The sequence below is a fragment of the Streptococcus sp. HMSC072D05 genome, from assembly GCF_001815805.1.
Classification (GTDB): Bacteria; Bacillota; Bacilli; order Lactobacillales; family Streptococcaceae; genus Streptococcus.
On the sequence record NZ_KV822018.1, the window covers coordinates 1 to 25,542 of the forward strand.

The following is a 25,542-nucleotide window of genomic DNA, read 5'->3' on the forward strand; positions in this document are numbered from 1 at the left end:
GCCTGGAATCTCGTTCCCTTCCTTATCCTTATGACTAGTCTTAACCTTCTCATAAACGTGCTCTGTATCTCCATTTGGAAGTTTCTTGGTCTCTACGAAGCGGTAGCCTGGAATATCTTTCTTAGGTTGTTCGCCGTCTTCGCTTGGAATTAATGTATTCCCCTTAGTATCTACAAATGAAGTAATTGGACGTACAGTTGGAGTGTATTTTGCAGTTATTTCTGTTCCGTTCTTATCAACTCGTTTGACTGTAACTCCTGAAGCCTTTCCAACAAAGTCTTTTTCTGGTGTGAAAGTTACCACACCATTTTCATCAATGGTATAAGTTCCTTCTCCCGGAACAACTTTCTTAGTCGTGCCATCATCAAAGGTTGGTTTAACATTTTCATCAATTTCAACAGTCTTCTCTACACCATTTACTTCAACTTTACCACCAGTAAAAGTTGGTGTACCGTTTTGTGTTTGTCCTTTAGGTCCTTCAGACTCATCATCTGTAGAAGTTGGTTTAACAGGTATTACAGTTGGAGTATACGTTGCTGTAGCAGTTGCTGTAATATCCGTATCATTAGCATCTTTTCCTAATTTTGCAGTAAGTGAAACTGTGACAGGTGTAGCTGTACCGGTGAATGTCTTCAATGGAACAAAAGTTACTTCACCTGTTTCATTATTAATTGAGTAGGTACCCTGACCATCAATTGTTAGAGTATCAACAAATCCACCTGTTTTTGGATCTACTAACTTAGCAGGCGAAGAAGCACTTGGTTTTACTGGTGATTCATCTCCAACAGATGTAAAGGTTGGAGTTTCTTTTTGAGTAGCACCTTGAATATCAGTCGAAGTCACATTAAGCCCTTCAATCGTATCAGTTACTGTAATATGGTAGGTTGTTGTAGCGGTTGATGAATCAACTCCATGATCAACTCCCGACTCAGTTCCACCGATTGTTGCTTCAGTAGTGTAATTTCCATTACTATCAATAACATCAATCTTAACAGTATATACCCCTACTTCATTTAAGCTATATCCACTAGCAATATTGTAGTTATTTGCATCTTGTTTAGTATCAAATACTTTTTGAACTCCTGAAGGCGATGTTACTGTGATTCGAGTGATATAGGTAGTTTTTCCGTATTTAGTATCTTCAGAGTCTGAGATGCTTACTGCAGCTTTTGCTTCATTACGAGGGTCAACCGCAGTACCTTTTGTTGAAGTATAATCTTGTGAAGTTGCTGTTGGTTTTGTATTTACAACAGTTGCCACATCAGTATTTGTAGCAATCGTTCCTCTAATAATCCCACCAAATCCTGACTTAGTATGAACTTCCCAAGAGTCATTTCCAAGCTTTGTAGCAGTCACTTCCGTTCCATCAGATGACGCCCATGTATTTGAATGTTTGTCATAAGTGACAGTTACTGACATGCCATCACCTACTTGATTAGTGTTCTTAGAAACATAAATCGTTTCTGGACGAGTTGGCGTTTCTACACTTGTCACTTTCCCAGCGCTATCAAGCTGTCGAATGTACTCATAGATATAAAATTTCATACCACCGTCTTGCTGAGCTTCTGTGTACACTTGACGTTTAGTCCATCTTGTCGTACCATCACCATTCAGTGTTTTACTTTCAGCATAGTCGCCAGGTAACTCCCAGTGTCCAGTAGCCTTATTAAAAGTCGCAGTATGTTTTTGCCCATCTGTTCCATTTAACTCAACTTGTTCACGTAAGAAAGTTCCCTTAACATTTTCAGCTGATGCTTCTACTTTGATATTATCAACACCAACTTTTGCAGTTGCTTCTGACGTGACTGGAATATTAAAGACGGTATTCGAATCTACAGCACCTAGTTCTTGATTTTCAGTAACCGCTGTATTGGTTGAACCACTGTCTACAAGCCATTTACCATTAACGGCTTTCAAGTTTGTTACAGTTCCATCTGGCATTGTAACCTTAGCACTTGTAGCACCTTTAGAAATTTTTACTGGTACAACTGTTGAGTAAGTTTCAACGTTTTGAACCTCAACCTTTGGTTTCACGACTAATGTTACAGTAGCATGTGCTTCTTGTCCAGATTGGTTCCAGACATTATTATTAGCCAATCTATCATAATCTTTTGCAAATACGGAGACTGTGTAAATTCCTGCTTCAGTTAATTTTCCAGAAATGATTCCTCTCCCCATATTCGTTTGATCAGCAGCTTGCTCATCAGAAGTACTGTTTGCAACACTATAGCTAGTACCTGGAATTAGGACTTTAGAATCATCTAATTGTTCACCAATGGTGTTATATCCTGAAACTCCTGTCACTGCTCTAGAAAATCTTTGAGGCACTCTTACAACTTTTCCTTCAACCGTCGTGTAGTTATAAGTTCCTCGACTATTTGCTGGTGTTGCACTAGCACCTGATTCATCATAGAATTGAATGTTTACATTAGCATCATCACCTACTTTACGATCATAACGCTCAGAGTCTGACTTTATTTTAGGAGGCGTGCTATCTTGCCACCCGACCCAACCAGCACGAAGATTCTGAATTTGGAAAGTTACTGTTCGACCATCTGTATTGGTCGCAGTAATATTAAATCGTAAATCATAAACTCCATTTTCAATATCCGCTATAACTTTTCCTTGAATTGTGTCTGTTTCTGAATCGTATGTCAATCCCGGCACAAGGTTAGTTGGGGTTACAGAAGTTAAACTCCAACCAGCTTGCTTGGCATTTTCAGAAACAGCGATACGATCTTTCAAACCTTTAATATAAACTCTGTCAACTCCTTGTTCATACCCATAGCCATAAATTTCTGTAGCTAGGTATTCATAACCACCGTTAGCAGAGTATATTGACGTCGCAGAGTTTGAAATTCTTGACCCATCCGCACGGAGTTTATTTCTCCAAAGTGGTGCTTCTTCAGCTAACTTTTTAGCGGCATCAGGGGTTAATGGATAGTCTACACGTCCTTTGTTGTTATGACCAGTTTTTCCACCTTGTTCTGTATGCATCCCATTTCCAGCATTGGTATCTTCACCAGTCCGTTGATTAGAATAGACTTCAATCTCTAGCCCTGTAGCATCAGTACCCGTAATTAATTTAATTTCTTGTACCGGAATTGTATAGGTATCTTTACCAGTATGATTTGAAGCGTTTGTTTCCGATGCATGAGTTGTGTTAGAACCCTCTTCAGCATAGAAATCTTGAGCAGCCAAAGCTACTCCGAAGTTTCCGTCTTTTCCAACTCCCGCTTTCTTCAAATCATTGTAGACAGCAATAATGGAATCATTTAAGCGTGACAATTGATCATTGATTTGTTTAGCTGTAAGGGTATCATTCGCTAGGACTTTTTTGGTTTCTGCAATAACTTCCTTATTATTAGCTATCGCCGCCTCAATTGCTGCTTTGTTTTCAGCCTCAAGCTTATTTCTACGGACTGCTTCAGTTGCTAAAACATTGGTTACCTCAGCTTCAGACGTAACTTGTTCTAAGACTTTTTTACCTTCTTGGACTGGTTCGACAGTTTCTTTTGTTTCTTCTACTTTTTCTGCTTTTTCTGTAGCAGTGGTCGCCACTGGTTTGACTGCTGTAGTTTCTGCTGTTTCCTCAACTTGTTTCCCAGCTTCGTCTGACTCAACTACAACTGTAATCAAAGCTTCAACTTTAGCATGCTCTGCATCGATATCAGCCTGTTTTGCAGTTTCGTTTGCAAGAACTGCCTTTGCCGCAGTCAATACTTCATTTGCAGTAGCTATCGCTGTTGCATCAGCTTTCTTTGCAGATGCAATCTTCGCTTCTAACTCAACTACTTTTTTAGTCAGAGCAGTCTTATCAACTTTTTTAGTCTCTACTACTTTTTCTGACGCCTTAGCTTCAGATTTCTCCGCCGTTATAGTTGACTCCGACTCCTTTGTTGCTACTGGTGTTGTCGTTGCCACTGTTGCATCTGCACCTTGTACTTCCGCTGCCGATACCGCACCATTACCTAGGAACATCATCAAACCGGCCGCAATTGCCACCGACGCTGCCCCAAAGCTGTACTTCCGAATACCATAACGAATGTACTTCTCCGTTCTAAACCCCTGTTGCTTACTCTTCATAAGATACACAACCTCCCTATTTTTATTATGTCGATATTGAAATATAGAAAAAACGAAATTTCTTCCCTACTCGAAAAATGGTCCTTAAATTTCATTATTCTAAAAGGATTATATCCTCGTATTCAATATGCATATTCATACTAACACTTTTCCCTATCTTTTTCAACAATTTATATAATTTTATTTTAGAAAAATACAAAAATAATTTAATGGTAAATACTTTAAAAAACCAATATTCATGCAGGTTTACAGCGTTTAAATTCCAGGAACCATTTATCTTATAATTAAATAAAATACACTTTGATGTATCAATTTATTTTTTAGAGTCTTGTAGAAGTTAAATTTTCCCAAGTCTTACATTGTTATAACAAAAAATTTTCTATAAGAAGTGCACAAATTTAACAGTATATTTCTTAGCCATTATTTATAGATTATCATGAAGATTTGACTTAGAGGCCTAGAATCTAAACCTTGACTAGAGATTCTTTTTTTGTTAAAATGTAACAAATCTTATTACATCTAATATAAGATAAATCCATGAAAGGACTTCTACTATGAAATCATTAAAAGGTATTTTATTTATCGGACTTAGTATGCTTCTGACTATCCTAGCTTGGCTCAGTTCAGGTGCTAGTCAGTTTCTAATCCCTGGTTTAGCTCTCACTACCCTCTCACTTACTTTTATACTAGCTAGCCGTTTACCCTTGCTTGAGGCTTGGTTCAACGGACTTGAAAAGATGTATCTAGCTCATAAATTCACGGCTTTTCTATCCATTCTCCTACTAACCCTACACAACTTTAGCATGGGCGGTCTCTGGGGTTCGCATTTGGCCGCACAGTTTGGAAATATCGCTATCTATATCTTTATCAGTATCATTCTGGTTGCCTATCTGGGACAGTACATCCAGTATGAAGCTTGGAGATGGATTCATCGATTGGTTTATCTAGCCTATATCTTTGGCCTTTTTCATGTTTTGATGATCATGGGAAATCGCCTCCTCTCCTTTAGTTTCCTAGGTCTTATCTTTGGAATCTATGCTCTTTTAGGCTTGCTTGCAGGTTTTTATATTATTTTCCTTTATCAAAAGGTCGGTTTCACCTATCTTGGAAAAATCGTAGGAATCAAACGCCTCAACCACGATACAGCTGAAATTGAAATAGAGCTCAGTCATCCTTTCACCTACGAATATGGACAATTTGCCTTTCTAAAAATTTTCCAAAAAGGTTTTGAGACTGCCCCACACCCTTTCTCCATCTCAGGAGGGCAAGGACGAACTCTTTATTTTACGATAAAAAACTCTGGTGACCACACCAAGAATATCTATGACAATCTTCAAGTTGGTAGCAAGGTTGCAGTTGATCGCGCCTATGGACATATGACTATGGAACATGGTCCAAAGCAGCAAATCTGGATCGCAGGTGGAATTGGAATGACACCTTTCATCTCTTATATCCGGGAGCATCCTATCCTAGACAGGAACGTTCGTTTCTACTATAGTTTCCGTGGAGAGGAAAATGCTGTCTACCTAGATCTACTTCGTGACTACGCCCGTCAAAATGCTAACTTTGACCTGCAGCTAGTCGATAGCAATGAAAAAGGATACCTGACTTTGGATCAAGAAGAAATCCCTGACCAGACTACAGTCTATATGTGTGGACCTCTTCCTATGATGAAGGCCCTTGCCAAGCAAATTAAGAAAAAGAATCCCAAAGCAAAACTCATTTACGAAGGTTTCAAGTTTAAATAAGATCATTGTCCCTCTAACACAAAAGAGGGACTTTCTTTTCACTTTATTTCTCTCTTCTATGCTATACTTAGTTTAGTACATTCTTTGAGATTGGAGCCTTTATGAAAATCCATAAAACCGTGAATCCCGTTGCCTATGAAAACACTTATTATCTAGAAGGAGACCAACACCTGATTGTGGTTGACCCAGGTAGCCATTGGGAAGCTATCCGCAAGACTATCGAAAAAATCAACAAACCAGTCTGTGCGATTCTCCTGACCCACACCCACTACGACCATATTATGAGTCTGGACTTGGTTAGAGATACTTTTGGAAAGCCCCCCGTTTATGTAGCAGAAAGTGAAGCCAGCTGGCTCTATACTCCTGTTGACAATCTCTCTGGCCTACCTCGTCATGATGATATGGCTGATGTCGTCTGCAAACCAGCTGAACACACCTATGTCTTTCATGAGGAATACCAGATCGAAGAGTTTCGTTTTACGGTATTGCCAACACCTGGCCATTCTATCGGAGGTGTTTCTCTGGTTTTTCCTGATGCCCATCTAGTCTTAACCGGAGATGTTCTATTCCGCGAAACCATCGGACGGACAGACCTTCCTACAGGTAGCATGGAACAACTTCTCCATAGTGTCCAGACTCAACTCTTCACTCTTCCTAACTACGATGTCTATCCTGGGCACGGCCCGGCTACGACCATCTCTCACGAAAAGACCTTTAATCCCTTTTTCTAGCAAACAAAAAACCAAGGATAATTTCCTCGGTTTTTGTCTTACCAAATAATCACACGGTCCTCTGGTGAACGCCACATGCCGTCGCCTTCTTTGACATCATAGGTTATAAAGAAGTCATCGAAGTTTGGTACTTGAACATTGACACGGAGTTTGGCAGGCGCGTGCACGTCGACACTGGCCATGAGTTTCATCAACTCAGGACGGCCTTTCATACGCCAGATACGAGCAAAGTTGTGGAAGAATTCTTCAGCTGAGAAGTCTGGTTCTCTCTTGGCAGCTTCAAGGGCAGCAGCAATTCCTCCCAAGTCAGCAACGTTTTCAGACACGGTTAGTTTCCCGTTGATTCTTGCACCGTAAGATTCTTGCCCATCAAACTGGTCGATAACTTTCTGCGTTTTTTCTTTAAAGGCAGCATAGTCACTCTCTGTCCACCAATCCTTGAGGCTACCATTTTCATCAAAAGACGCGCCATTTGTGTCAAAGGCATGAGAAATTTCGTGGGCAATAACAGCACCAATACCACCATAGTTGGCTGAAGACGACTGATGCAAGTCATAGAATGGAGCCTGTAGAATGGCTGCTGGGAAGACAATCAAGTTCTTCTGAGGATTGTAGTAGGCATTAACCATGTGAGCAGGCATGCCCCACTCCTTGTAGTCAACCGGTTGGTTCCACTTGCTCCAGCTGTGCTTGATTTCCACACGCGCAAAGGCTAGAGCATTCTCAAAGAGACTAGCAGTTTCATCCACTACTTTGTCCTTGTAGCGGGCTGGCAATTCCTCTGGATAACCGATATAAGGCTTGATGACATTGAGTTTGACAATGGCCTTGTCTCGCGTTTCAGGTGTGAGCCAGTCGTTCTTAGCCAAGCGTTCCTTATAAACGTCAATCATAGTTGCTACTTTTTTCTCTACGTCTGCCTTGGCTTCTGGAGAGAATTTTTCATGCGCATACCAGAGACCAAGAGCTTGCTTGAAAGGTCCTTGGGCCAAGTGATAAGCTGCCTTGACCTTATCCTGAGCTTCTGGAACACCTGAAAGGGCACGTCCGTAGGCACCTGACAAAACACGAATCTCGTCAGTTAGATAGCTGGTTGAAAGATTCACCACAGCTAAAATCAAGGTTGCCTTAAGCAAAGGCCAAGCTTCTTCACTATAAAATTGGTCTGCTGCTTGCCAGAAACGCTCTTCATCTACGATAACCTTGTCAGGCACTTGCCCAAGAATAGCTTGGAAGAAATCATCCAAAGGTATGGCAGGAGCGAATTTCTTGAAATCTTCATAAGCGTATGGATGATAGAGTTTGGCATATTCTGAACTTTCTTCGTTTGAAAGAACCACTGCTGCGATACGACGGTCCAATTCCAATCTCTTCTCTAGTAAGTCTTCGATTTCCTCATCTGAAAAATCATAGGCTTTGAGAAGATTTGCGCTACTTTCCTTCCAAAGCGTCAAGAGCTCCTCACGTTGAGGATGGTCTTCAGCATAGTAGGTTGTATCTGGCAAGATAGTTCCTGGTGCACTTGCCCAGAGAACATTGGTTCTGGCATCCATAAAGTCTGGTGATACTCCAAATGGAAGGAAGTTTGGTTTACCTGCTAGTTCAAACTCTGCCAGTTTGCTGGTAAAATCTGCAAAGCTCTCCAAATCTTGGTATTCCTTGAGCAGAGGAAGGACAGGCTTGATTCCATCTGCATCCCTCTTATCAAAATCACGTACCATACGATGGTACTTAACAAAATTTGCGAGGATAGCGTCCTCTGGAACATCTTCGCCTTCCAACCACTTGTCCGTAGTTGCCAGCATTAACTCTTCAATTTCCTCATCAAGGTCAATAAAGCCACCTGTTCGAGATTTATCAGCTGGAATAACAGCTGTTTTTTCCCATTCTCCATTGATTGCATCATAAAAATCGTCTTGATAACGTGTCATCTTGTTCTCGCTTTCATTTTTTCACTTATTCTTAGCTTAGCAAAAAACACTTGGGAATGCAATTAAAAATGGTCTCTCTTTTTTCTTCATTTTTCAGTTATTATTTTAAATTTTTTAAAAATTAACTTGACTTAATTTTTTTTTTAATGTATATTAAAAGACAGGAGGAAAATAACTGTATGATACGTATCGAAAACCTCAGTGTCTCCTACAAAGAAACGTTGGCACTAAAGGATATTTCACTAGTGCTCCACGGACCAACTATTACCGGAATTATTGGTCCAAACGGTGCTGGAAAATCAACTTTATTAAAAAGTATGTTGGGAATTATCCCACACGAAGGTCAGGCCTTTCTCGATGACAAAGAAGTCAAGAAATCTTTACATCGAGTTGCCTATGTCGAGCAAAAAATCCATATCGACTACAATTTCCCTATCAAGGTCAAGGAATGTGTCTCACTGGGACTCTATCCATCTATCCCGCTCTTCCACACTTTAAAGGCCAGCCACTGGAAAAAAGTGGCGGATGCACTTGAAATCGTTGGACTCTCAGACTATGCTGATCGCCAAATCAGTCAGCTCTCTGGAGGACAATTCCAACGTGTTTTGATTGCCCGCTGCTTAGTGCAGGAAGCTGACTACATCTTTTTAGATGAGCCTTTTGTCGGGATTGACTCGATCAGTGAAGAGATTATCATGAATACACTGAGAGACCTTAAAAAAGCTGGTAAAACAGTTCTCATCGTCCATCATGACCTCAGCAAAGTCCCTCATTATTTCGACCAAGTTATGCTTCTCAATCGAGAATTGGTTGCTATTGGTTCAACTGAAGAAACCTTTACCGAAGTCAATCTTAAGAAGGCTTACGGTAGCAAACTCTTTTTCAATGGAGGTGACCTATGATAGTAGAATTTATCGATGGATTGCAACATTTCCATTTCCTACAAAATGCCCTGATAACAGCTATAGTCATCGGGGTGGTTGCTGGAGCCGTGGGATGTTTTATCATCTTACGTGGAATGTCTCTCATGGGGGATGCCATCTCTCACGCAGTTTTGCCCGGCGTAGCCCTTTCCTTTATCCTGGGAATTGATTTCTTTATTGGAGCGATCATCTTTGGCTTGATGGCTTCCATCATCATTACCTACATCAAGGGGAACTCTATCATCAAGAGTGACACTGCCATTGGTATTACCTTTTCATCTTTCTTAGCCTTAGGTGTCATCTTGATTAGTGTTGCCAAGAGTTCGACAGACCTCTTCCATATCCTTTTTGGGAATATCCTCGCTGTCCAAGATACGGACATGTGGATCACCATTGGTGTGGGGGCATTGATTCTCTTGATTATCGGGATTTTCTTTAAACAACTATTGATTACATCCTTTGACGAGCTTTTGGCTAAAGCCATGGGAATGCCTGTTAATTTCTATCACTATCTACTCATGGTGCTCTTGACCCTTGTGTCAGTCACTGCCATGCAAAGTGTTGGAACGATTCTTATCGTGGCCATGTTGATCACCCCAGCTGCGACGGCTTACCTTTATGCTAATAGCCTAAAGAGCATGATTTTTCTTTCATCAACCCTAGGGGCAACCGCTTCTGTTTTGGGACTCTTTATCGGCTATAGCTTCAACCTCGCAGCAGGATCCAGCATCGTGCTCACATCTGCCAGCTTCTTCTTAATCAGTTTCTTTATCTCTCCAAAGCAACGATACTTGAAACTAAAAAATAAAAAAATCAATAAATAAGGGGAAACCCTTCTGGAGGAATCTAATGAAAAAATTAGGTACATTGCTCGTTCTTTTTCTTTCTATCATTGGATTAGCTGCCTGTGCTAGTGGGAAAAAAGATACAGCATCTACAAACCAAAAACTAAAGGTTGTAGCGACTAACTCTATCATTGCTGATATTACTAAAAATATCGCTGGTGACAAGATTGATCTTCATAGTATCGTTCCTGTTGGTCAAGACCCACACGAGTACGAACCACTTCCTGAAGACGTAAAGAAAACTTCTGAGGCTGACCTCATTTTCTATAACGGTATCAACCTTGAAACAGGTGGCAATGCTTGGTTTACCAAATTGGTCGAAAATGCCAAGAAAACTGAAAACAAAGACTACTATGCAGTTAGTGACGGCGTAGATATCATCTACCTTGAAGGTCAAAACGAGAAAGGCAAAGAAGACCCACACGCTTGGCTCAACCTTGAAAATGGGATAATTTATGCTAAAAATATCGCTAAACAGTTGATTGCAAAAGACCCTAGCAACAAGGAATTCTACGAAAAAAATCTCAAAGACTATACTGAAAAGCTAGACAAACTGGACAAGGAAGCTAAAGAGAAATTTAACAATATCCCTGCTGAGAAAAAACTCATTGTAACCAGCGAAGGATGCTTCAAATACTTCTCTAAAGCTTACGAAGTTCCAAGTGCCTACATCTGGGAAATCAACACAGAAGAAGAAGGAACACCTGAACAAATCAAGACCTTGGTTGAAAAACTTCGCCAAACAAAAGTTCCATCACTCTTTGTTGAATCAAGTGTCGATGACCGTCCAATGAAGACTGTTTCACAAGACACAAATATCCCAATTTACGCACAAATCTTTACTGACTCAATCGCTGAAGAAGGTAAAGAAGGTGACAGCTACTACAACATGATGAAATACAACCTTGACAAGATTGCTGAAGGTTTGTCAAAATAATCCATTAAAAACGTCATTCTCACCGAATTGGCGTTTTTTTACACTTTCCGGTCAAATCATTGGAAAAATCTGATAATTCTCGGTAAAATAAAAGAAAAAAGAATGGAGTAGTTTCATGACCACTTTTCTCGGAAACCCTGTAACCTTTACAGGTAAACAACTGCAAGTCGGAGACAAGGCACTTGACTTTTCTCTCACTACAACCGATCTCTCTAAAAAAACACTATCTGACTTTGATGGAAAGAAAAAAGTTTTGAGTGTTGTCCCTTCTATCGATACTGGTATCTGCTCAACGCAAACACGTCGATTCAACCAAGAACTTGCCAACCTCGACAATACCGTCGTTCTTACCGTTTCTATGGACCTACCATTTGCCCAAGGACGCTGGTGCGGAGCTGAAGGTCTTGATAATGCCATCATGCTTTCAGACTACTTTGACCATTCTTTCGGGCGCGATTATGCCCTCTTGATCAACGAATGGCATCTCCTTGCACGTGCCGTCTTTGTTCTCGATACTGACAATGTCATCCGTTATGTAGAATACGTTGACAATATCAACACGGAACCAGACTTTGAAGCTGCTATTGCTGCAGTGAAAGAACTGGACTAAAATCAAAGCCATTAGGGCAGAAAGCTAGAGAAATCTAGCTTTTTTTGGTATACTAGATGGAGAGAATGAACAAGAGGAAACGAATGACTCCAAATAAAGAAGATTATTTAAAATGTATTTATGAAATCGGTACGGAGATGCAAAAAATCACCAACAAAGAGATTGCTGCCCGTATGCAGGTCTCTCCGCCTGCTGTAACAGAGATGATCAAACGCATGAAAAGTGAAAATCTCATCCTCAAGGATAAGGAGAATGGCTATCTATTGACAGATATTGGCCTCAAACTGGTTTCTGAGCTCTATCGCAAACACCGGTTGATTGAGGTCTTTCTAGTTCACCATCTCGACTATACCAGTGACCAGATCCACGAAGAAGCTGAGGTCCTAGAGCACACTGTCTCTGACCTATTTGTAAAGAGACTGGATAAACTACTGGGCTTCCCTAAAACCTGTCCCCACGGTGGAACCATACCAGCCGAGGGAGAACTCTTGGTTGAAATCAATAACCTGCCACTAGCGGCCGTCCAGGAAGCTGGAACCTATCTCCTGACTCGCGTTCATGATAGCTTTGAACTACTCAAATATCTAGAAAAGCACGCAATTCATATCGGTGACCAACTCCAAGTCAAGCAGTTTGATGGCTTTTCCAATAGCTTTACTCTGGTCAACAAAGACGAAGACCTCCAAGTTAGTATGGATATCGCCAAACAACTCTATGTCGAAAAAATCAACTAAGCCCTTATCCTTGAAAGAAGTTCATTTCAGGGATTTTTTGTCATTTTAGTTGTAAGTCCCATTCATTTGGTGTAGAATGAAGCTAGATAAAAGAGGGAGGTCATCTTATGAAAAAGCTCTTTAGAATCCATTTTGTAGCCATTGTACTCTGCGATTTGCTACTGTTGGTAACTTTCAGACCTCGATACGAACTTTCTTTGGAGAGAGGTCTGATTTTTTGCTTCATTTTCATCCTTGCTCAGGGACTACTGCTGTCTCGCTTAGTCTTCCGACTCAAAAAACAGTTCTCTGAGATTTATCCTCAGATGAACAAAAAAATTCGCCTCTACTACTTAGGGATTCTCTCCGTTGACCTTCTATTATTTGTCTTTTTAGCCATCACTGACCCTCAGTATTTCTACTCTCTTACTCCAGTCTTTACTTCCTGTCATTCTACTTTATACTATATAACGGCTAGCCACCTAAGAGAAAACTATCCCGACTTTTACAACAAACACATCACCTTCTGGGAGTGTCTATAAACAAAAACCAAGCCAGCTGGCTTGGTTTTCTTATCTATTTTTAGTATCAAGAATGATGGTAACTGGCCCATCATTTACCAGCTCCACCTGCATATCCGCTCCAAAGATGCCTGTCTGAACAGGGACTTCCTGAGCTAGCTTTTGGTTTAAAGCCTCATAGAAGGCAGCTGCTATATCCGGCTTGGCTGCACCTGTAAAGGCTGGGCGATTGCCTTTCTTAGTATCCGCAAAGAGGGTAAACTGAGAAATAGAAAGGATTTCTCCTTCAATATCCTTGACAGACAGATTCATCTTGCCTTCTGCATCAGAAAAAATCCGCATATTGACAAGCTTTCTCACAGCATAGTCCAAATCTTCCTCTTGGTCCTCTGGGCCAACACCGACCAGCAATAAGAGACCCTGATTGATTTTTCCCTCTACCTGACCTTCAATACTCACTTGGGCTTTTTTAACCCGTTGGATAATGATTTTCATAATAGCCTTTCTAGTAAGAGCTAGGACAATTAGCCATTAGTCCGTTTAACAGAGTAAACCTCTGGCACACTCTTAATCTTATCCACGACTGTGGTCAGTGTAGAGAGGTTGGAAATACCAAAGGAGACATGGATATTAGCAAATTTCATATCCTTAGTTGGCTGAGCATTAACGGTTGAGATATTCTTGGTCGTGTTTGAGAGAACTTGTAAAACATCATTTAAGAGCCCTGTACGGTTGAGACCATAGATATCGATGTGGGCAGTGTATTCCTTGCTTGAGAATTGATCTTCCCACTCCACATCAAGGAGACGTTGCTCGTAGTTTTCTTGGGCACGGAGATTCATACAGTCCACACGGTGAATAGCCACACCGCGTCCCTTAGTAATGTAACCGACAATGTCGTCACCCGGAACTGGATTGCAACACTTGGCAATCCGAACTAGGAGACCTGAAGCCCCTTCAATGACCACACCACCCTCATGCTTAACCTTGAGGGTTTCTTTGTTCTCGACTTTAACTTCGCCACCTTTGACAAGCTCTTCTGCTTCCGCCTTGGCCTTGGCACGCTCTTCCTCACGGCGTTCCTTTTCGGTCAAACGGTTAAAGACGGTAATAGCGCCAATTTCTCCAAAACCAATAGCTGCGTAGAGAGCCTCCTCTGTCTTGTAGCTGGTCTTTTGAAGAACCTCATCCATATGGCGCTTGTCCATGAATTTATTGGCTACATAGCCGTTTTCTTGGAACTGGGCCATCAACATCTCACGGCCCTTGTTAACGGATAATTCCTTGTCTTGATTTTTAAAGAACTGACGAATCTTGTTGCGTGCCTTGCTGGTCTTGACCATATTGAGCCAGTCACGACTCGGACCAAAGGAGTTGGGGTTGGTGATAATTTCAACCTGATCCCCTGTCTTGAGCTTGGTTGTCAGTGGAACCATACGGCCATTGACCTTGGCACCAGTCGCTTTTTCACCGACTTTGGTGTGGATTTCATAGGCAAAGTCAATCGGTCCTGAATCTTTTGGTAGGGAGCGAACCGCACCATCAGGAGTAAAGACGTAAATCTCCTCCGCCAGATAGTTTTCTTTAACAGAGTCCACAAATTCCTTTGCATCATCAGCCTGGTCTTGGAGCTCCATCATCTCCTTGATCCAGTTCATTCCAATAGCAGATTCCTTGCTGTTGACCTGCCCTTTAATGCCTTTCTTATAAGCCCAGTGAGCTGCTACCCCGTACTCAGCCACCTCGTGCATTTCCTTGGTCCGAATCTGGAATTCAATCGGCCCTTTTGGCCCATAAACAGTCGTATGGATAGACTGGTAACCATTGGCCTTCCGATTAGCGATATAGTCTTTGAAGCGGCCTGGCATGGGTTTCCAAAGTTCATGCACATAACCCAGCATAGCGTAAACATCACTCTGGGTATCTAAGATACAGCGAATGGCAATCAGGTCATAAATCTCCTCAAAGCGTTTCTTCTTATCCTGCATCTTGCGGTAGATCGAATAGATATGCTTAGGACGACCATAGATTTTCCCTTTGAGATTTCTTTCTGTAGCGTACTCTTCCAACTTGGTTACAACTTCATCGACCAAAGCCTCACGTTCTCTGCGTTTTTCCTTCATCATGTGGGTGATCTTGTAAAACTCAGTTGGATTGAGGTAACGGAAAGATAGATCTTCCAACTCCCACTTGACACTGGAAATCCCTAGACGATGAGCAAGTGGTGCGTAAATTTCCATGGTTTCTCTGGAGATACGTTCTTGCTTGTCCTTTCTCAGGTGTTTGAGAGTCCGCATATTGTGCAAACGGTCCGATAATTTAACCAAGATAACACGGATATCCTCTGACATGGCCATAAGCATCTTGCGGTGATTTTCAGCCAATTGTTCCTCGAGTGATTTGTACTCAACCTTACCAAGCTTGGTCACCCCATCAACGATAATCCGAACATCATGACCAAACTCTCTCTCTAGATCATCCAGTGTCGCATCTGTGTCTTCAACAACGTCATGCAAAAAACCACAGGCAACGGTTACGGCATCCAGCTTGAGCTTAGCCAGAATTCCTGCTACCTGAATGGGATGGATAATATAGGGCTCACCTGATTTCCGAAACTGCCCACTATGACAATCAACTGCGTAAATCAATGCTTTTTGTACAAAAGCAACGTCTTCCTTTGTTAAATATTCTCTCGTTAAAGCGACTACCTGATCGCCCGTCAAATTCACTTCTTTCGGCATCTATACTCTCCAATTCTTCCTACCATTTTATCACTTTTTTAAGGATATGAAAACTAGAAAAGCCTGTTTTTATGCCAACACCAATCATTAAAAAAACACTGCCAGATTTCTCTAGCAGTGTTTTGACATTTCATTTGCTTAGTAGACTGTTTTTTCAGTTTCTACGTCGAAGAAGTGTGCTTTGTTCAAGTCAAATCCAAGTTCAACTGTTGCACCTGTTTGCAAGTAGTCACGAGCATCCACTTTTGCAACAAATTCGTCTTTACCAACTTGGCAGTAAAGGTGAGATTCTGAACCAAGCAATTCTGATACTGAGATAGTTGCTTTAACCACTGATTCTGGGAATGTTTCAAGGAAAGCAGGTTCTGCGTTCACGTCTTCTGGACGAATACCGAAGATCAATTCTTTTCCTTCGTAGCCTTTGTCACGAAGAACTTTCAAAGCACCTTCTGGCACTTTCAAGCGGAAACCGTCAGAAACAATTTCGCTACCAACTAATTTTACATTGATGAAGTTCATAGCTGGGCTTCCGATGAATCCTGCTACAAATTTGTTAACTGGGTTTTTGTAAACTTCTTGAGGGGTACCGATTTGTTCAACACGTCCGATAGTACCTGTACCAGCAGGGTTCTTAGTTGCTGACATGATAACGATACGGTCTGCAAGTGTCATCGCTTCTGTTTGGTCGTGGGTTACGTAGATAGTTGTAGCACCGATACGACGGTGGATCTTCGCAATTTCAGCACGCATAGATACACGAAGCTTGGCATCCAAGTTTGACAAAGGTTCGTCCATCAAGAACACTTTTGCATCACGGACGATAGCACGACCCATGGCAACACGTTGACGTTGACCACCTGAAAGGTCAGCTGGTTTACGATCCAAGAATTCTTTCAAACCAAGGATTGCTGCTGCTTCTTGCACACGTTTGTCGATGTCTTCTTTGCTGTACTTACGCAATTTCAAACCAAAAGCCATGTTGTCATACACAGTCATGTGTGGGTAAAGAGCGTAGTTTTGGAATACCATGGCGATGTCACGGTCTTTTGGAGCTACGTCGTTGACAACCACGCCATCGATAGATGCAGTACCTTCTGTAATGTCTTCAAGACCAGCAATCATACGAAGAGTTGTTGATTTACCACATCCTGAAGGACCTACGAAAACGATAAACTCCTTATCTTTAATGTCCAAGTTAAAGTCTTCAACTGAGTAGTGTTCGCTGTTTGGATATTTTTTGTAAATGTTTTTAAGATTTAATTCTACCATGGAAGGTGAACTCCTTTTATTTTTTGATAGTTTTATTATAAATGAAAACGCTTTACATTTCTATGGCAAGGTGACCAAAAAAATAAAAAAGTTCTGTGCAACTTGCACAAAACTTTAAAGAATATCTGGTAAAATCAACTGATAACACAAGGTAAGATCCGTTAACTCCTTCAACTGAAGCCCTGTCAATTCTTCCCATCTATCAATCTTGTATTGGAGAGAGTTGCGGTGCAGATAGAGTTGCTGGGCCGTTTTAGTTAGGACGGCACTGTTTTCCCAGAGAGAAAGGATAATTTCCTGAATCTGGTCCTGGTCCAAAATCATCTGGTGCAGGCAGTCTTTAATGACTCTCAGGTCCACAATCCTTTCTCCCATACTCCAAAGATAGAGCTGTGAAAAGGTATGTACACCTTGATGCCCCTGACGCCACCAAGCCTTAAACAAGTCCCGCTCTGCTTGGATTAAATCTGACAGAGCCTGATACCCAGTCTGAGACCAAACCTGCCCCAACATGATAGATAGACGAAGACCAAAGTCATACTCTACTGCCTCAATCGTATCGGATAGGATTGAGCGAACAGAAGTGTATTTATCTTGCTGGAGAACAAAAACATAGTCCTGAACTCCGACCTGCAACACTGTCTGGCAGTTAGGAAAGAGGGTCTGCATCATATCCAGCCAAGAGGCTAGATTTTCCTGTTGGTAATAAGATAGATGACAATAAACCAGTTGTATCTTTTTAAAAGTTTGAGGCGCCTGCCCCCTACCCTCGATCAGATAGGAATACCAAGGATTGAGCGAACGAGCCTGCTCCTGCTGGGTTAAAAGGGCAATTAACTGTTTTTCACGTTCAGTGAGATTGGACTCCTCCAGTAAAATCCACTGTTGAGAAGATAGAGGAAGTGTAAGATATCCTAGCTTCTCTATTGGCTGATCTGAAATCTGAGCCTCAGGAAACCAATCTAGTAATTCTTTTGCAAGCATTTCTACGCCTCCACTTTTTGGATACACCACGAAATCAAGGTCTCTAGACGCTCCATATTTTCAGTCAGATGAAGATAACCCATGACCGCTTCAAAGCCTGTAGACATGCGATAAGTTACGACATCCGCATTTTTAGCCTTTGTGTGGCTATTGGTATTGCGCCCACGTTTATAGATTTCTTCTTCTTTTTCCGTAAGGACTTGCTCCTCCAACATCAGGGAAATCAGGCGAGCCTGAGCCTTGGCCGAGACATACTTGGTCGCTTCTTGGTGGAGTTTATTGGGCTTGGTCATGCCTTTGAGGATGAGGTGACGGCGAATATACATAGAATACACCGCATCTCCTTCAAAGGCTAGCGCAATCCCGTTAATGAGATTGACATCAATCACGTGTCCACCTCACTCCATCCTTGGTATCAAGTAGCTTAATCCCTTGAGCAGCTAGTTGATCACGGATTTGGTCTGCTGTGGCAAAGTCACGATTGGCACGCGCCTCTTGGCGTTTTTGGATCAAGGCTTCGATCTCTGCATCCAAAACTTCCTCAACAAAGACAATTCCGAAGACTTCCAACATAGCCGCAAGAGCTTCCTTAACACTTGCATCATAGTTGCCGGAGTTGATCCATTTGGCCATTTCAAATACAACTGTGATACCATTGGCAGCGTTAAAGTCCTCATCCATGGCTGCAACAAACTTATCTTTAAAGACTTTCAACTCTTGAGCATCTACATTTCCAGTAAATGGTTGCTCGTAAGTGTTCTTCAGATACTTGAGATTAGTCTCTGCATCCCGCACTGCTTTTTCTGTAAAGTTGATAGGCTTGCGGTAATGCTGAGTGGCAAAGAAGAAACGAAGCACTTGGCCATCGATGGTTTTGAGGGCATCGTGTACCGTAATGAAGTTGCCCAAAGACTTGGACATCTTGACATTGTCGATATTGACAAAGCCATTGTGTATCCAGTAGTTGGCAAAAGTCTTGCCTGTTTTGGCTTCTGACTGGGCAATTTCATTGGTATGATGCGGAAACTCCAGATCGGCTCCACCACCGTGGATATCAATGGTATCTCCCAAAATCTCTGTCGACATGACTGAACATTCGATATGCCAACCCGGACGACCAGGTCCCCAAGGACTGTCCCAATAAATCTCGCCTGGTTTTGCAGCTTTCCAAAGGGCAAAGTCTACAGGATTTTCCTTGCGAGCCGTTTCTTCATCGGTACGACCTGAAGCACCCAGCTCCAAATCTTCCAAGGTTTTATTGGCCAACTTAGCATAGTTGTGAGATTTTTCCACGCGGAAGTAAACATCTCCTTGACTCTCGTAAGCATAACCTTTTTCAATCAAGTCTTCCACAAAACGAATGATGTCAGCCATAAACTCTACTACACGCGGATGACGAGTCGCAGGTTTCACGCCCAAAGCCGTCACATCCTCACGAAAGGCAGCGATGTACTTGTCCGCAACCTCCAGAGGCGTGATACCTTCTTCCTTGGCACGGTTGATAATCTTATCGTCTACATCCGTGAAATTGGAAATATAGGCAACTTCGTAGCCACGGTATTCGAAATAACGACGAATGGTATCAAAAGCTACTGTTGAGCGGGCATTGCCGACATGGATATAGTTGTATACAGTTGGCCCACAGACATACATCTTAACCTTGCCGTCCTCAATAGGTACAAATTCTCGCAAATCACGAGACATGGTGTCATAAATTTTAATCATGCGGTCCACTCCCTTCTCTATTTCTGACTTTTTCGGCTGAAAACCAGCTCTGCAAAAGGGCCAAATTGTCTGAGGCTATCCAGTTGGTAAAAGCGCTGCCCTTCCTCTTGAGTAAAGAGGGGAACTCCCTTTCCTAGGATAAGGGGCGCTATCTGAATAATGAGGTGGTCGAAAAGATCCGCATCCAAGAGCGGTCCTACCAAGGAATTACCACCAATCACAAAGACATTTTTGCCTTTGTCAATCTGTTGAACAAAGTCCACCACATCCCCAGCTACTGGCTGGTAATTGCTGACAGGCAGGTGCCTATCATGTGTAAAGACATAGTTTTCCGTAGCTTGATAAAAACTTTCTACATCTTGCAAATCTTGGATTTCCTCAAAGGTCCGCTTGCCCATGATGGTGATATCCATTTGCCTGTAAAAGTCATCATAGCCTGTATCCTCTACAGAACCAAGCTGATGCAGCCAGTCTATCCTGTGCTGACTGTCTGCCAAGTAGCCATCCATGGTGATACAGCCGTAAAAATATACTGCCATTCTTGTAGTTACCTTTCTAGTTCCTCGGCTATTATCAAAGCGATAGTGAAAAAAGTCATGGCATCAGCTGTCCGCTCTTCATGGCGGGCATCCCAGATTCGGTTATGATGATCCACATAGTCAGCTGTGTAGAAGAACTGATAGACTTTACTCTTGCGAAATTGACTCCAAGCCATGATAGCTGAAGCTTCCATGTCCACCACTTTGGCTCCAGCAGCCAAGCGACGCTTGACCTTATCAGGCGTTTCTCGATAAAAGGCATCAGTCGTCCAAGACTTGGTGCGGATATGTTCGATATTGTGCTTGTCAAAGATGGCTTCCAGCTCGATCAGCAGAGACTCGTCATAGGCGACTTCGTCACCCGGTGGGGCATAGTGATAGCTAGTTCCTTCATCACGCAATGCAGCTGCAGGCAGAATAATCTTGTCAGCCTCAATTGAGCGGTCCAAAACGCCACAGGAACCTAAAATGATGAAATTTTTGAAGCCTCTGGCCGCCAACTCCTCCAGCTGGCCGACTATCATGGGAGCCCCAATTGGAGCCAACATAACTGCTAGCTTGCTAGGTCCTTGGCCATAAATATACCATGGATGATGGCCGTTTATGCTTTTCAAATAGCCTCCCTGATAGACATTTTCTGACTCAATCAAACGTTTCAGAATCTCGCCATTAAAGGACAGGATGATGGTTTCGCACACCTCACCCTTGTCAGGGACTGGCTTTTCAGTTGGCTCAATAACTGCTGCTACATCTTCAAATTCCTCTAATAGCATAACTTCTCTTTCTTTAAGGCTTCAGCAAATCCGCCTTCATTTTATTTAGACGGCGCAGTTTGGTCTCATCTTTTTTGGCTTCACTGATATAATGAGCCCATTCACGCTGGTGGCTAGGTGGCAGTTTAATAAAGCGCTCCTTAGCAAGACCATCCAAGCGTTCTTGCAACTCAAGAACTGCCTGGTTCAAAATTGCATCTGATAAATCTAACATAGTTCTTACCTCCTGTCATACTTCACCTCGATAACTTTGCTACCCTATCCTACAGACTTGATGAATGGTGACTGGCTTCACGGGCATGTTCTAGCTTGTCTAGATAGTATTCTCGTTTTTCTTCAACTTCGTGGATCGTTGGTTCATCCTTCTGTCCATGAACGCGAACAATCTTAGCTGGAATACCGACAACTGTCACATCACTAGGTACGTCTGCCACGACTACTGCAGCAGCACCGACTTTGGCATTTTCACCGATTTCTACCGGTCCGATGACTTGGGCATGGGCTGATATGAGAGCTCCTTTACGCACAGTCGGATGGCGTTTGCCAACATCCTTACCAGTCCCACCAAGAGTCACTCCGTGATAGAGAAGAACGCCTTTTTCAACAATCGCCGTCTCTCCAATCACCAGACCTGAACCATGGTCGATAAAAACACCTGAGTCAATCTGGGCACCTGGATGAATCTCAATCTGAGTCCAAAAGCGCCAAAACTGACTGTGCATACGAGCCAAGAGTTTAAAGCCATGCTTCCAGAGAAAATGCGAGAGACGGTGGGCAGCCAAGGCCTTGACACCTGGATAGGTCAGTAGAACCTCCAAACTGGTGCGTGCCGCTGGATCATTTTCTTTTACAATATCAATGGTTTCGCGCCACCATCCCATACATTTCTCCTTTTCTTATTCTGAATCTTTTGGTGTTTCTGTAAATTCTTTCTTAGGTTTGTGGTCCTTGTGATGACGTGGACGGTGAGGTCGCTCAGACTTTTCGCCTTTTTCATCATGATCAGGTTTTGGAGGACGAGGAAGAAGAGCCTTCATAGAGGCATCGATACGGCCTTTTTCATCAATCTTGATAACCTTAACGTCGACTTCATCACCGATAGCTACCAAGTCTTCGACACGGTTGGTACGAGTCCAAGCCATTTCAGAAATGTGCACAAGTGCATCTGTCTTATCAAAGAGGTTGACAAAGGCACCAAATTTCTCGATACGAACAACCTTCGCATGGTAAACTTCATCCACTTTGGCTTCACGAACCAAGCCAGCAATAATTTCTTTGGTACGGTTAATGGCATCTTGGTCGCTAGAGTAGATGGACACATTACCTTCTTCGTCGATATCAATCTTAACGCCTGTTTCAGCGATAATCTTGTCGATGGTTTCTCCACCCTTACCGATGACAATCTTGATCTTGTCCACATCAATCTTGATGGTATCAATTTTCGGAGCAGTTGGAGCCAATTCTGGACGAACTTCTGGAATCGTTGCTTCAATCACATCAAGGATTTCAAAACGCGCTTTCTTGGCTTGAGCAAGAGCCTCAGTCAAGATTTCAGCAGTAATCCCTTGGATCTTGATATCCATTTGAAGGGCTGTAATCCCCTCACGAGTTCCGGCAACCTTAAAGTCCATGTCTCCAAAGTGATCTTCTAATCCTTGGATATCTGTCAATACTGTATAGTTATTTCCATCTGAGATGAGACCCATGGCAATACCAGCTACTGGCGCCTTGATTGGCACACCACCAGCCATAAGGGCAAGCGTTCCCGCACAGATAGAAGCTTGAGAAGAAGAACCATTTGATTCCAAGACTTCTGCTACCAAGCGGATAGCGTATGGAAATTCTTCCAAACTTGGCAAAACTTGAGCAAGGGCACGCTCACCGAGAGCACCGTGACCAATTTCACGACGACCAGGCGCACCGTAACGGCCTGTTTCCCCTACAGAGTATTGAGGGAAGTTATAGTGGTGCATAAAGCGTTTCTTGTACTCTGGATCCAAACCATCGATGATTTGAGTTTCTCCCATCGGAGCCAAGGTCAAAACTGAAAGAGCTTGAGTTTGGCCACGAGTGAAAAGGCCAGAACCATGTACACGAGGAAGGAAGTCAACAACCGCATCTAAAGGACGGATTTCGTCAACCTTACGACCGTCAGGACGCACCTTGTCTTCTGTAATCAAACGGCGCACTTCAGCGTGTTCCATTTGTTCCAAGATTTCAGCCACATCACGCATGATACGGTCACATTCTTCGTGGTCTGCATATTTTTCTTCGTAAACAGCAGTCACTTGGTCTTTAACTGCTTGAGTTGCAGCTTCACGAGCCAATTTTTCTTCTACTTGGACCGCTTTTTGGAGGTCGCTGTTGTAGGCTGCGATGATTTCAGCCTGCAAGTCAGCGTCTACATGAAGCAATTCCACTTCTGCTTTTTCCTTACCAACAGCAGAAACGATTTCTTCTTGGAAGGCAATCAATTCTTTAACAGCTTCATGCCCTTTAAGAAGAGCTTCCAACATGATTTCTTCTGACAATTCTTTGGCACCAGACTCAACCATGTTGATAGCGTGTTTGGTTCCAGCTACTGTCAATTCAAGAAGCGATTGCTCTGCTTGTTCTTGACTAGGGTTGATGATGATTTGGCCATCTACATAGCCCACTTGTACCCCAGCAATTGGTCCGTCAAACGGAATATCTGAAATAGAAAGCGCTAAAGATGAACCAAACATAGCCGCCATTGGTGCAGAGGCATTTTCATCATAAGAAAGCACGGTGTTGATCACTTGCACTTCGTTACGGAAACCTTCCGCAAACATAGGACGGATTGGACGGTCAATCAAACGCGCTGTCAAAGTCGCATCTGTTGAAGGACGTCCTTCACGTTTCATAAAGCCACCAGGAAACTTCCCAGCCGCATACATTTTTTCTTCATAGTTGACTTGAAGTGGGAAAAAATCCCCAGTTGCCATCTTCTTAGACATAACGGCCGCAGTCAAGACAGTTGACTCACCGTAACGCACGACAACTGCACCATTTGCTTGCTTAGCAACCTGACCAGTCTCTACGATTAACTCACGACCCGCAAAAGTCGTTTGAAACACTTGTTTTGTCATTTTAATCCCCTTTGGATTGATGAAATTATACGCCTTGCCTACAAAGATCAAGATACTAAGGTCGCAAAAAGCAAAGTAAAAATAGGAAACTGGCGAAGTCTTCGATGAAGACAAGACAGTTTATCTTTTTTACACAGCTTTTCGGCCGAGTTCAATTACTCATGATAGCATAAATTGACGCAGTGTGCGATGCACACCAGGAAATCTATCTTTTTCACTAGGGATTTAGCCCGTGTTCAACTACCTAAATACCTTGAAAAGTTTAAAAATATTATTCTTTAGCATTTGTATCTTTTATAGCATAGCAGATTTGAATAGCTAAGAATATGTTTATACCCTCATCTTTGTATCAAGTACGTACAGAGTCTATTTTATCATATTTTTCTTAAAAAGTGCGGGCTTTTCTATTAAAAAGGAACCATTCCCCTCACCTGAGAAGAATGGTTTGCTTTTTATTATCCTAAAGACTGATGGTTAAACAAGGCATGGGTTGCTTGGTGGATGTATTTTGCTGTTTCAGCATTGTTCATGGTGTAGAGATGCACACCTGCGACATCCTGAGTTACCAAGTCCACGATTTGATCCACTGCATAGGCAAGTCCTGCTGCTCTGAGCGACTCAGGGTCATGCTCATACTTGTCTAAGATGGCCTTAAATTTACGTGGAAGATGGATATTCTCACAAGTCTTCAAGAGACGAAGCGCTTGATTACGGTTCAGAATGGGCATGATCCCTGCATGAATGGGAACATTAATCCCTGCCAAGGTACACTTGTCTTGGAAATCGTAGAAACGCTCATTGTCAAAGAAAAGCTGCGTTACGAGGCTGGAACAGCCTGCATCCACTTTCTTCTTGAGATTTTGAATATCTGAGATTTGGTTTGGCGAGTCAGGGTGCCCCTCTGGGTAGCAAGCGCCAATAATATCAAAGTGAGGAGCTTGTTCCTTGATGAACTCGATCAAATCCGTTGCGTAGCGGAAATCCTTTTGTGGTTCCACATCAGGGATAATATCCCCACGCAAGGCCAAGATTTTCTGTACCCCAACCTTATCCAAGTCTGCAATTGTTTCAGCAACCTTGTCCTTAGTCAGATAGATGGCTGGCAAGTGGGCAATGGTTGGAATCGCCAAGTCATTCTGGATAAAGTCAGCCAAACGAACCGTTGTTTCCTTGATATTAAATTTATTATTGCTGGCAGTCACACTGATAAAGTGCGGTGTTAGCTCCCGCATATCCTGCAAAGCTGAAATAATTTTATCATTACCCACAGCTGGGTTTGGAGGGAACACTTCAAATGAAAGTGACGGTGTTTGGCGTGACATATATATTAACCTTTTCTAGTTGATTTCTTACTGA

Annotated in this window: 22 protein-coding genes; 8 read left to right on the plus strand and 14 right to left on the minus strand. The window is 42.4% G+C overall.

The features are described 5' to 3' along the window. A partial coding sequence (locus HMPREF3057_RS04185; protein ID WP_142350338.1) for a YSIRK-type signal peptide-containing protein occupies positions 1-4,086 on the minus strand: 4,086 nt, incomplete at its 3' end. A 554-nt stretch (positions 4,087-4,640) separates the two neighbouring features. Between HMPREF3057_RS04185 and HMPREF3057_RS04190 the strand changes: the two genes are divergently transcribed. Further along, the gene (locus tag HMPREF3057_RS04190) at positions 4,641-5,834 is read left to right on the plus strand and encodes a ferredoxin reductase family protein (RefSeq protein WP_000838551.1); all 1,194 of its coding nucleotides are present in this window, start codon (positions 4,641-4,643) and stop codon (positions 5,832-5,834) included. A 101-nt stretch (positions 5,835-5,935) separates the two neighbouring features. Continuing rightward, positions 5,936-6,565 (plus strand): MBL fold metallo-hydrolase, encoded by a 630-nt coding sequence (locus tag HMPREF3057_RS04195; RefSeq protein WP_070696514.1) that lies wholly within the window; start codon positions 5,936-5,938, stop codon positions 6,563-6,565. A 38-nt stretch (positions 6,566-6,603) separates the two neighbouring features. Here HMPREF3057_RS04195 and HMPREF3057_RS04200 read toward each other — a convergent pair whose 3' ends face one another. Beyond that, the gene (locus tag HMPREF3057_RS04200) at positions 6,604-8,496 is read right to left on the minus strand and encodes a M13 family metallopeptidase (RefSeq protein WP_070696517.1); all 1,893 of its coding nucleotides are present in this window, start codon (positions 8,494-8,496) and stop codon (positions 6,604-6,606) included. Positions 8,497-8,675: 179 nt separating this feature from the next. Here HMPREF3057_RS04200 and HMPREF3057_RS04205 point away from each other — a divergent pair, with 179 nt between their 5' ends. The 6 genes from HMPREF3057_RS04205 to HMPREF3057_RS10435 all read left to right on the plus strand — a co-directional run bounded on the left by HMPREF3057_RS04205 (position 8,676) and on the right by HMPREF3057_RS10435 (position 13,066). Further along, positions 8,676-9,398 (plus strand): metal ABC transporter ATP-binding protein, encoded by a 723-nt coding sequence (locus HMPREF3057_RS04205; RefSeq protein WP_000619158.1) that lies wholly within the window; start codon positions 8,676-8,678, stop codon positions 9,396-9,398. Then, on the plus strand, positions 9,395-10,243 hold the full coding sequence (locus HMPREF3057_RS04210; protein WP_000634601.1) for a metal ABC transporter permease: 849 nt from the start codon (positions 9,395-9,397) through the stop codon (positions 10,241-10,243). The genes HMPREF3057_RS04205 and HMPREF3057_RS04210 overlap by 4 nt, the downstream gene beginning before the upstream one ends. Positions 10,244-10,268: 25 nt before the next feature. After that, a complete protein-coding gene (locus HMPREF3057_RS04215) occupies positions 10,269-11,201 on the plus strand; it encodes a metal ABC transporter substrate-binding protein (RefSeq protein WP_000733063.1) in 933 nt (310 codons plus the stop codon). 115 nt (positions 11,202-11,316) lie between these two features. Beyond that, positions 11,317-11,811, plus strand: a complete 495-nt coding sequence (tpx, locus tag HMPREF3057_RS04220; protein WP_070696520.1) for a thiol peroxidase — start codon at positions 11,317-11,319, stop codon at positions 11,809-11,811. Between the two features lie 83 nt (positions 11,812-11,894). Further along, a complete protein-coding gene (locus HMPREF3057_RS04225) occupies positions 11,895-12,545 on the plus strand; it encodes a metal-dependent transcriptional regulator (protein WP_049520901.1) in 651 nt (216 codons plus the stop codon). A 107-nt stretch (positions 12,546-12,652) separates the two neighbouring features. Then, positions 12,653-13,066 (plus strand): hypothetical protein, encoded by a 414-nt coding sequence (locus tag HMPREF3057_RS10435; RefSeq protein WP_049520900.1) that lies wholly within the window; start codon positions 12,653-12,655, stop codon positions 13,064-13,066. A 30-nt stretch (positions 13,067-13,096) separates the two neighbouring features. Here the strand turns inward: HMPREF3057_RS10435 and dtd are convergent, their stop codons facing one another. The 12 genes from dtd to metF form a co-directional block, all read right to left on the minus strand. Further along, positions 13,097-13,540 carry a D-aminoacyl-tRNA deacylase gene (gene dtd, locus HMPREF3057_RS04235; protein ID WP_049520899.1) on the minus strand — a complete coding sequence of 148 codons (444 nt, stop codon included), beginning with the start codon at positions 13,538-13,540 and terminating at the stop codon, positions 13,097-13,099. A 29-nt stretch (positions 13,541-13,569) separates the two neighbouring features. After that, positions 13,570-15,786, minus strand: a complete 2,217-nt coding sequence (locus HMPREF3057_RS04240; RefSeq protein WP_001123780.1) for a RelA/SpoT family protein — start codon at positions 15,784-15,786, stop codon at positions 13,570-13,572. Between the two features lie 138 nt (positions 15,787-15,924). Beyond that, entirely contained in the window at positions 15,925-17,055 is a 1,131-nt protein-coding gene (locus HMPREF3057_RS04245) for an ABC transporter ATP-binding protein (protein WP_000229944.1), read from the minus strand. 114 nt (positions 17,056-17,169) lie between these two features. After that, positions 17,170-18,039, minus strand: a complete 870-nt coding sequence (locus tag HMPREF3057_RS04250; protein ID WP_070696524.1) for a helix-turn-helix domain-containing protein — start codon at positions 18,037-18,039, stop codon at positions 17,170-17,172. Positions 18,040-18,041: 2 nt separating this feature from the next. Beyond that, the gene (locus HMPREF3057_RS04255; RefSeq protein ID WP_070696527.1) at positions 18,042-18,428 is read right to left on the minus strand and encodes a Mini-ribonuclease 3; all 387 of its coding nucleotides are present in this window, start codon (positions 18,426-18,428) and stop codon (positions 18,042-18,044) included. Further along, positions 18,421-19,764, minus strand: a complete 1,344-nt coding sequence (gene cysS, locus HMPREF3057_RS04260; protein ID WP_070696530.1) for a cysteine--tRNA ligase — start codon at positions 19,762-19,764, stop codon at positions 18,421-18,423. The genes HMPREF3057_RS04255 and cysS overlap by 8 nt, the downstream gene beginning before the upstream one ends. A gap of 17 nt (positions 19,765-19,781) precedes the next feature. Then, positions 19,782-20,303, minus strand: coding sequence for a dihydrofolate reductase family protein (locus HMPREF3057_RS04265; RefSeq protein WP_000301980.1), 522 nt, complete (start codon positions 20,301-20,303; stop codon positions 19,782-19,784). 8 nt (positions 20,304-20,311) lie between these two features. Next, positions 20,312-21,076, minus strand: coding sequence for a nucleoside phosphorylase (locus tag HMPREF3057_RS04270; RefSeq protein ID WP_000923409.1), 765 nt, complete (start codon positions 21,074-21,076; stop codon positions 20,312-20,314). A 13-nt stretch (positions 21,077-21,089) separates the two neighbouring features. Then, positions 21,090-21,290, minus strand: a complete 201-nt coding sequence (locus HMPREF3057_RS04275; protein ID WP_070696533.1) for a YdeI/OmpD-associated family protein — start codon at positions 21,288-21,290, stop codon at positions 21,090-21,092. A 49-nt stretch (positions 21,291-21,339) separates the two neighbouring features. Continuing rightward, a complete protein-coding gene (cysE, locus tag HMPREF3057_RS04280) occupies positions 21,340-21,957 on the minus strand; it encodes a serine O-acetyltransferase (protein ID WP_070696536.1) in 618 nt (205 codons plus the stop codon). Between the two features lie 15 nt (positions 21,958-21,972). After that, entirely contained in the window at positions 21,973-24,186 is a 2,214-nt protein-coding gene (gene pnp / locus HMPREF3057_RS04285) for a polyribonucleotide nucleotidyltransferase (RefSeq protein ID WP_070696539.1), read from the minus strand. A gap of 455 nt (positions 24,187-24,641) precedes the next feature. Continuing rightward, positions 24,642-25,508 (minus strand): methylenetetrahydrofolate reductase [NAD(P)H], encoded by an 867-nt coding sequence (gene metF / locus HMPREF3057_RS04290; protein WP_070696542.1) that lies wholly within the window; start codon positions 25,506-25,508, stop codon positions 24,642-24,644. Positions 25,509-25,542 lie beyond the last annotated feature (34 nt).

Excerpts from the sequence above, each read along its gene's own strand:
- HMPREF3057_RS04250 (WP_070696524.1), bottom strand. The coding sequence starts at position 18,039 with ATGCTTGCAAAAGAATTACTAGATTGGTTTCCTGAGGCTCAGATTTCA.
- HMPREF3057_RS04200 (WP_070696517.1), bottom strand. The coding sequence starts at position 8,496 with ATGACACGTTATCAAGACGATTTTTATGATGCAATCAATGGAGAATGG.
- pnp (WP_070696539.1), bottom strand. The coding sequence starts at position 24,186 with ATGACAAAACAAGTGTTTCAAACGACTTTTGCGGGTCGTGAGTTAATC.
- HMPREF3057_RS04270 (WP_000923409.1), bottom strand. The coding sequence starts at position 21,076 with ATGCTATTAGAGGAATTTGAAGATGTAGCAGCAGTTATTGAGCCAACT.
- HMPREF3057_RS04240 (WP_001123780.1), bottom strand. The coding sequence starts at position 15,786 with ATGCCGAAAGAAGTGAATTTGACGGGCGATCAGGTAGTCGCTTTAACG.
- dtd (WP_049520899.1), bottom strand. The coding sequence starts at position 13,540 with ATGAAAATCATTATCCAACGGGTTAAAAAAGCCCAAGTGAGTATTGAA.
- HMPREF3057_RS04195 (WP_070696514.1), top strand. The coding sequence starts at position 5,936 with ATGAAAATCCATAAAACCGTGAATCCCGTTGCCTATGAAAACACTTAT.
- cysS (WP_070696530.1), bottom strand. The coding sequence starts at position 19,764 with ATGATTAAAATTTATGACACCATGTCTCGTGATTTGCGAGAATTTGTA.
- HMPREF3057_RS04205 (WP_000619158.1), top strand. The coding sequence starts at position 8,676 with ATGATACGTATCGAAAACCTCAGTGTCTCCTACAAAGAAACGTTGGCA.
- HMPREF3057_RS04265 (WP_000301980.1), bottom strand. The coding sequence starts at position 20,303 with ATGGCAGTATATTTTTACGGCTGTATCACCATGGATGGCTACTTGGCA.
- HMPREF3057_RS04210 (WP_000634601.1), top strand. The coding sequence starts at position 9,395 with ATGATAGTAGAATTTATCGATGGATTGCAACATTTCCATTTCCTACAA.
- cysE (WP_070696536.1), bottom strand. The coding sequence starts at position 21,957 with ATGGGATGGTGGCGCGAAACCATTGATATTGTAAAAGAAAATGATCCA.
- tpx (WP_070696520.1), top strand. The coding sequence starts at position 11,317 with ATGACCACTTTTCTCGGAAACCCTGTAACCTTTACAGGTAAACAACTG.
- HMPREF3057_RS04190 (WP_000838551.1), top strand. The coding sequence starts at position 4,641 with ATGAAATCATTAAAAGGTATTTTATTTATCGGACTTAGTATGCTTCTG.
- metF (WP_070696542.1), bottom strand. The coding sequence starts at position 25,508 with ATGTCACGCCAAACACCGTCACTTTCATTTGAAGTGTTCCCTCCAAAC.
- HMPREF3057_RS10435 (WP_049520900.1), top strand. The coding sequence starts at position 12,653 with ATGAAAAAGCTCTTTAGAATCCATTTTGTAGCCATTGTACTCTGCGAT.
- HMPREF3057_RS04225 (WP_049520901.1), top strand. The coding sequence starts at position 11,895 with ATGACTCCAAATAAAGAAGATTATTTAAAATGTATTTATGAAATCGGT.
- HMPREF3057_RS04275 (WP_070696533.1), bottom strand. The coding sequence starts at position 21,290 with ATGTTAGATTTATCAGATGCAATTTTGAACCAGGCAGTTCTTGAGTTG.
- HMPREF3057_RS04245 (WP_000229944.1), bottom strand. The coding sequence starts at position 17,055 with ATGGTAGAATTAAATCTTAAAAACATTTACAAAAAATATCCAAACAGC.
- HMPREF3057_RS04215 (WP_000733063.1), top strand. The coding sequence starts at position 10,269 with ATGAAAAAATTAGGTACATTGCTCGTTCTTTTTCTTTCTATCATTGGA.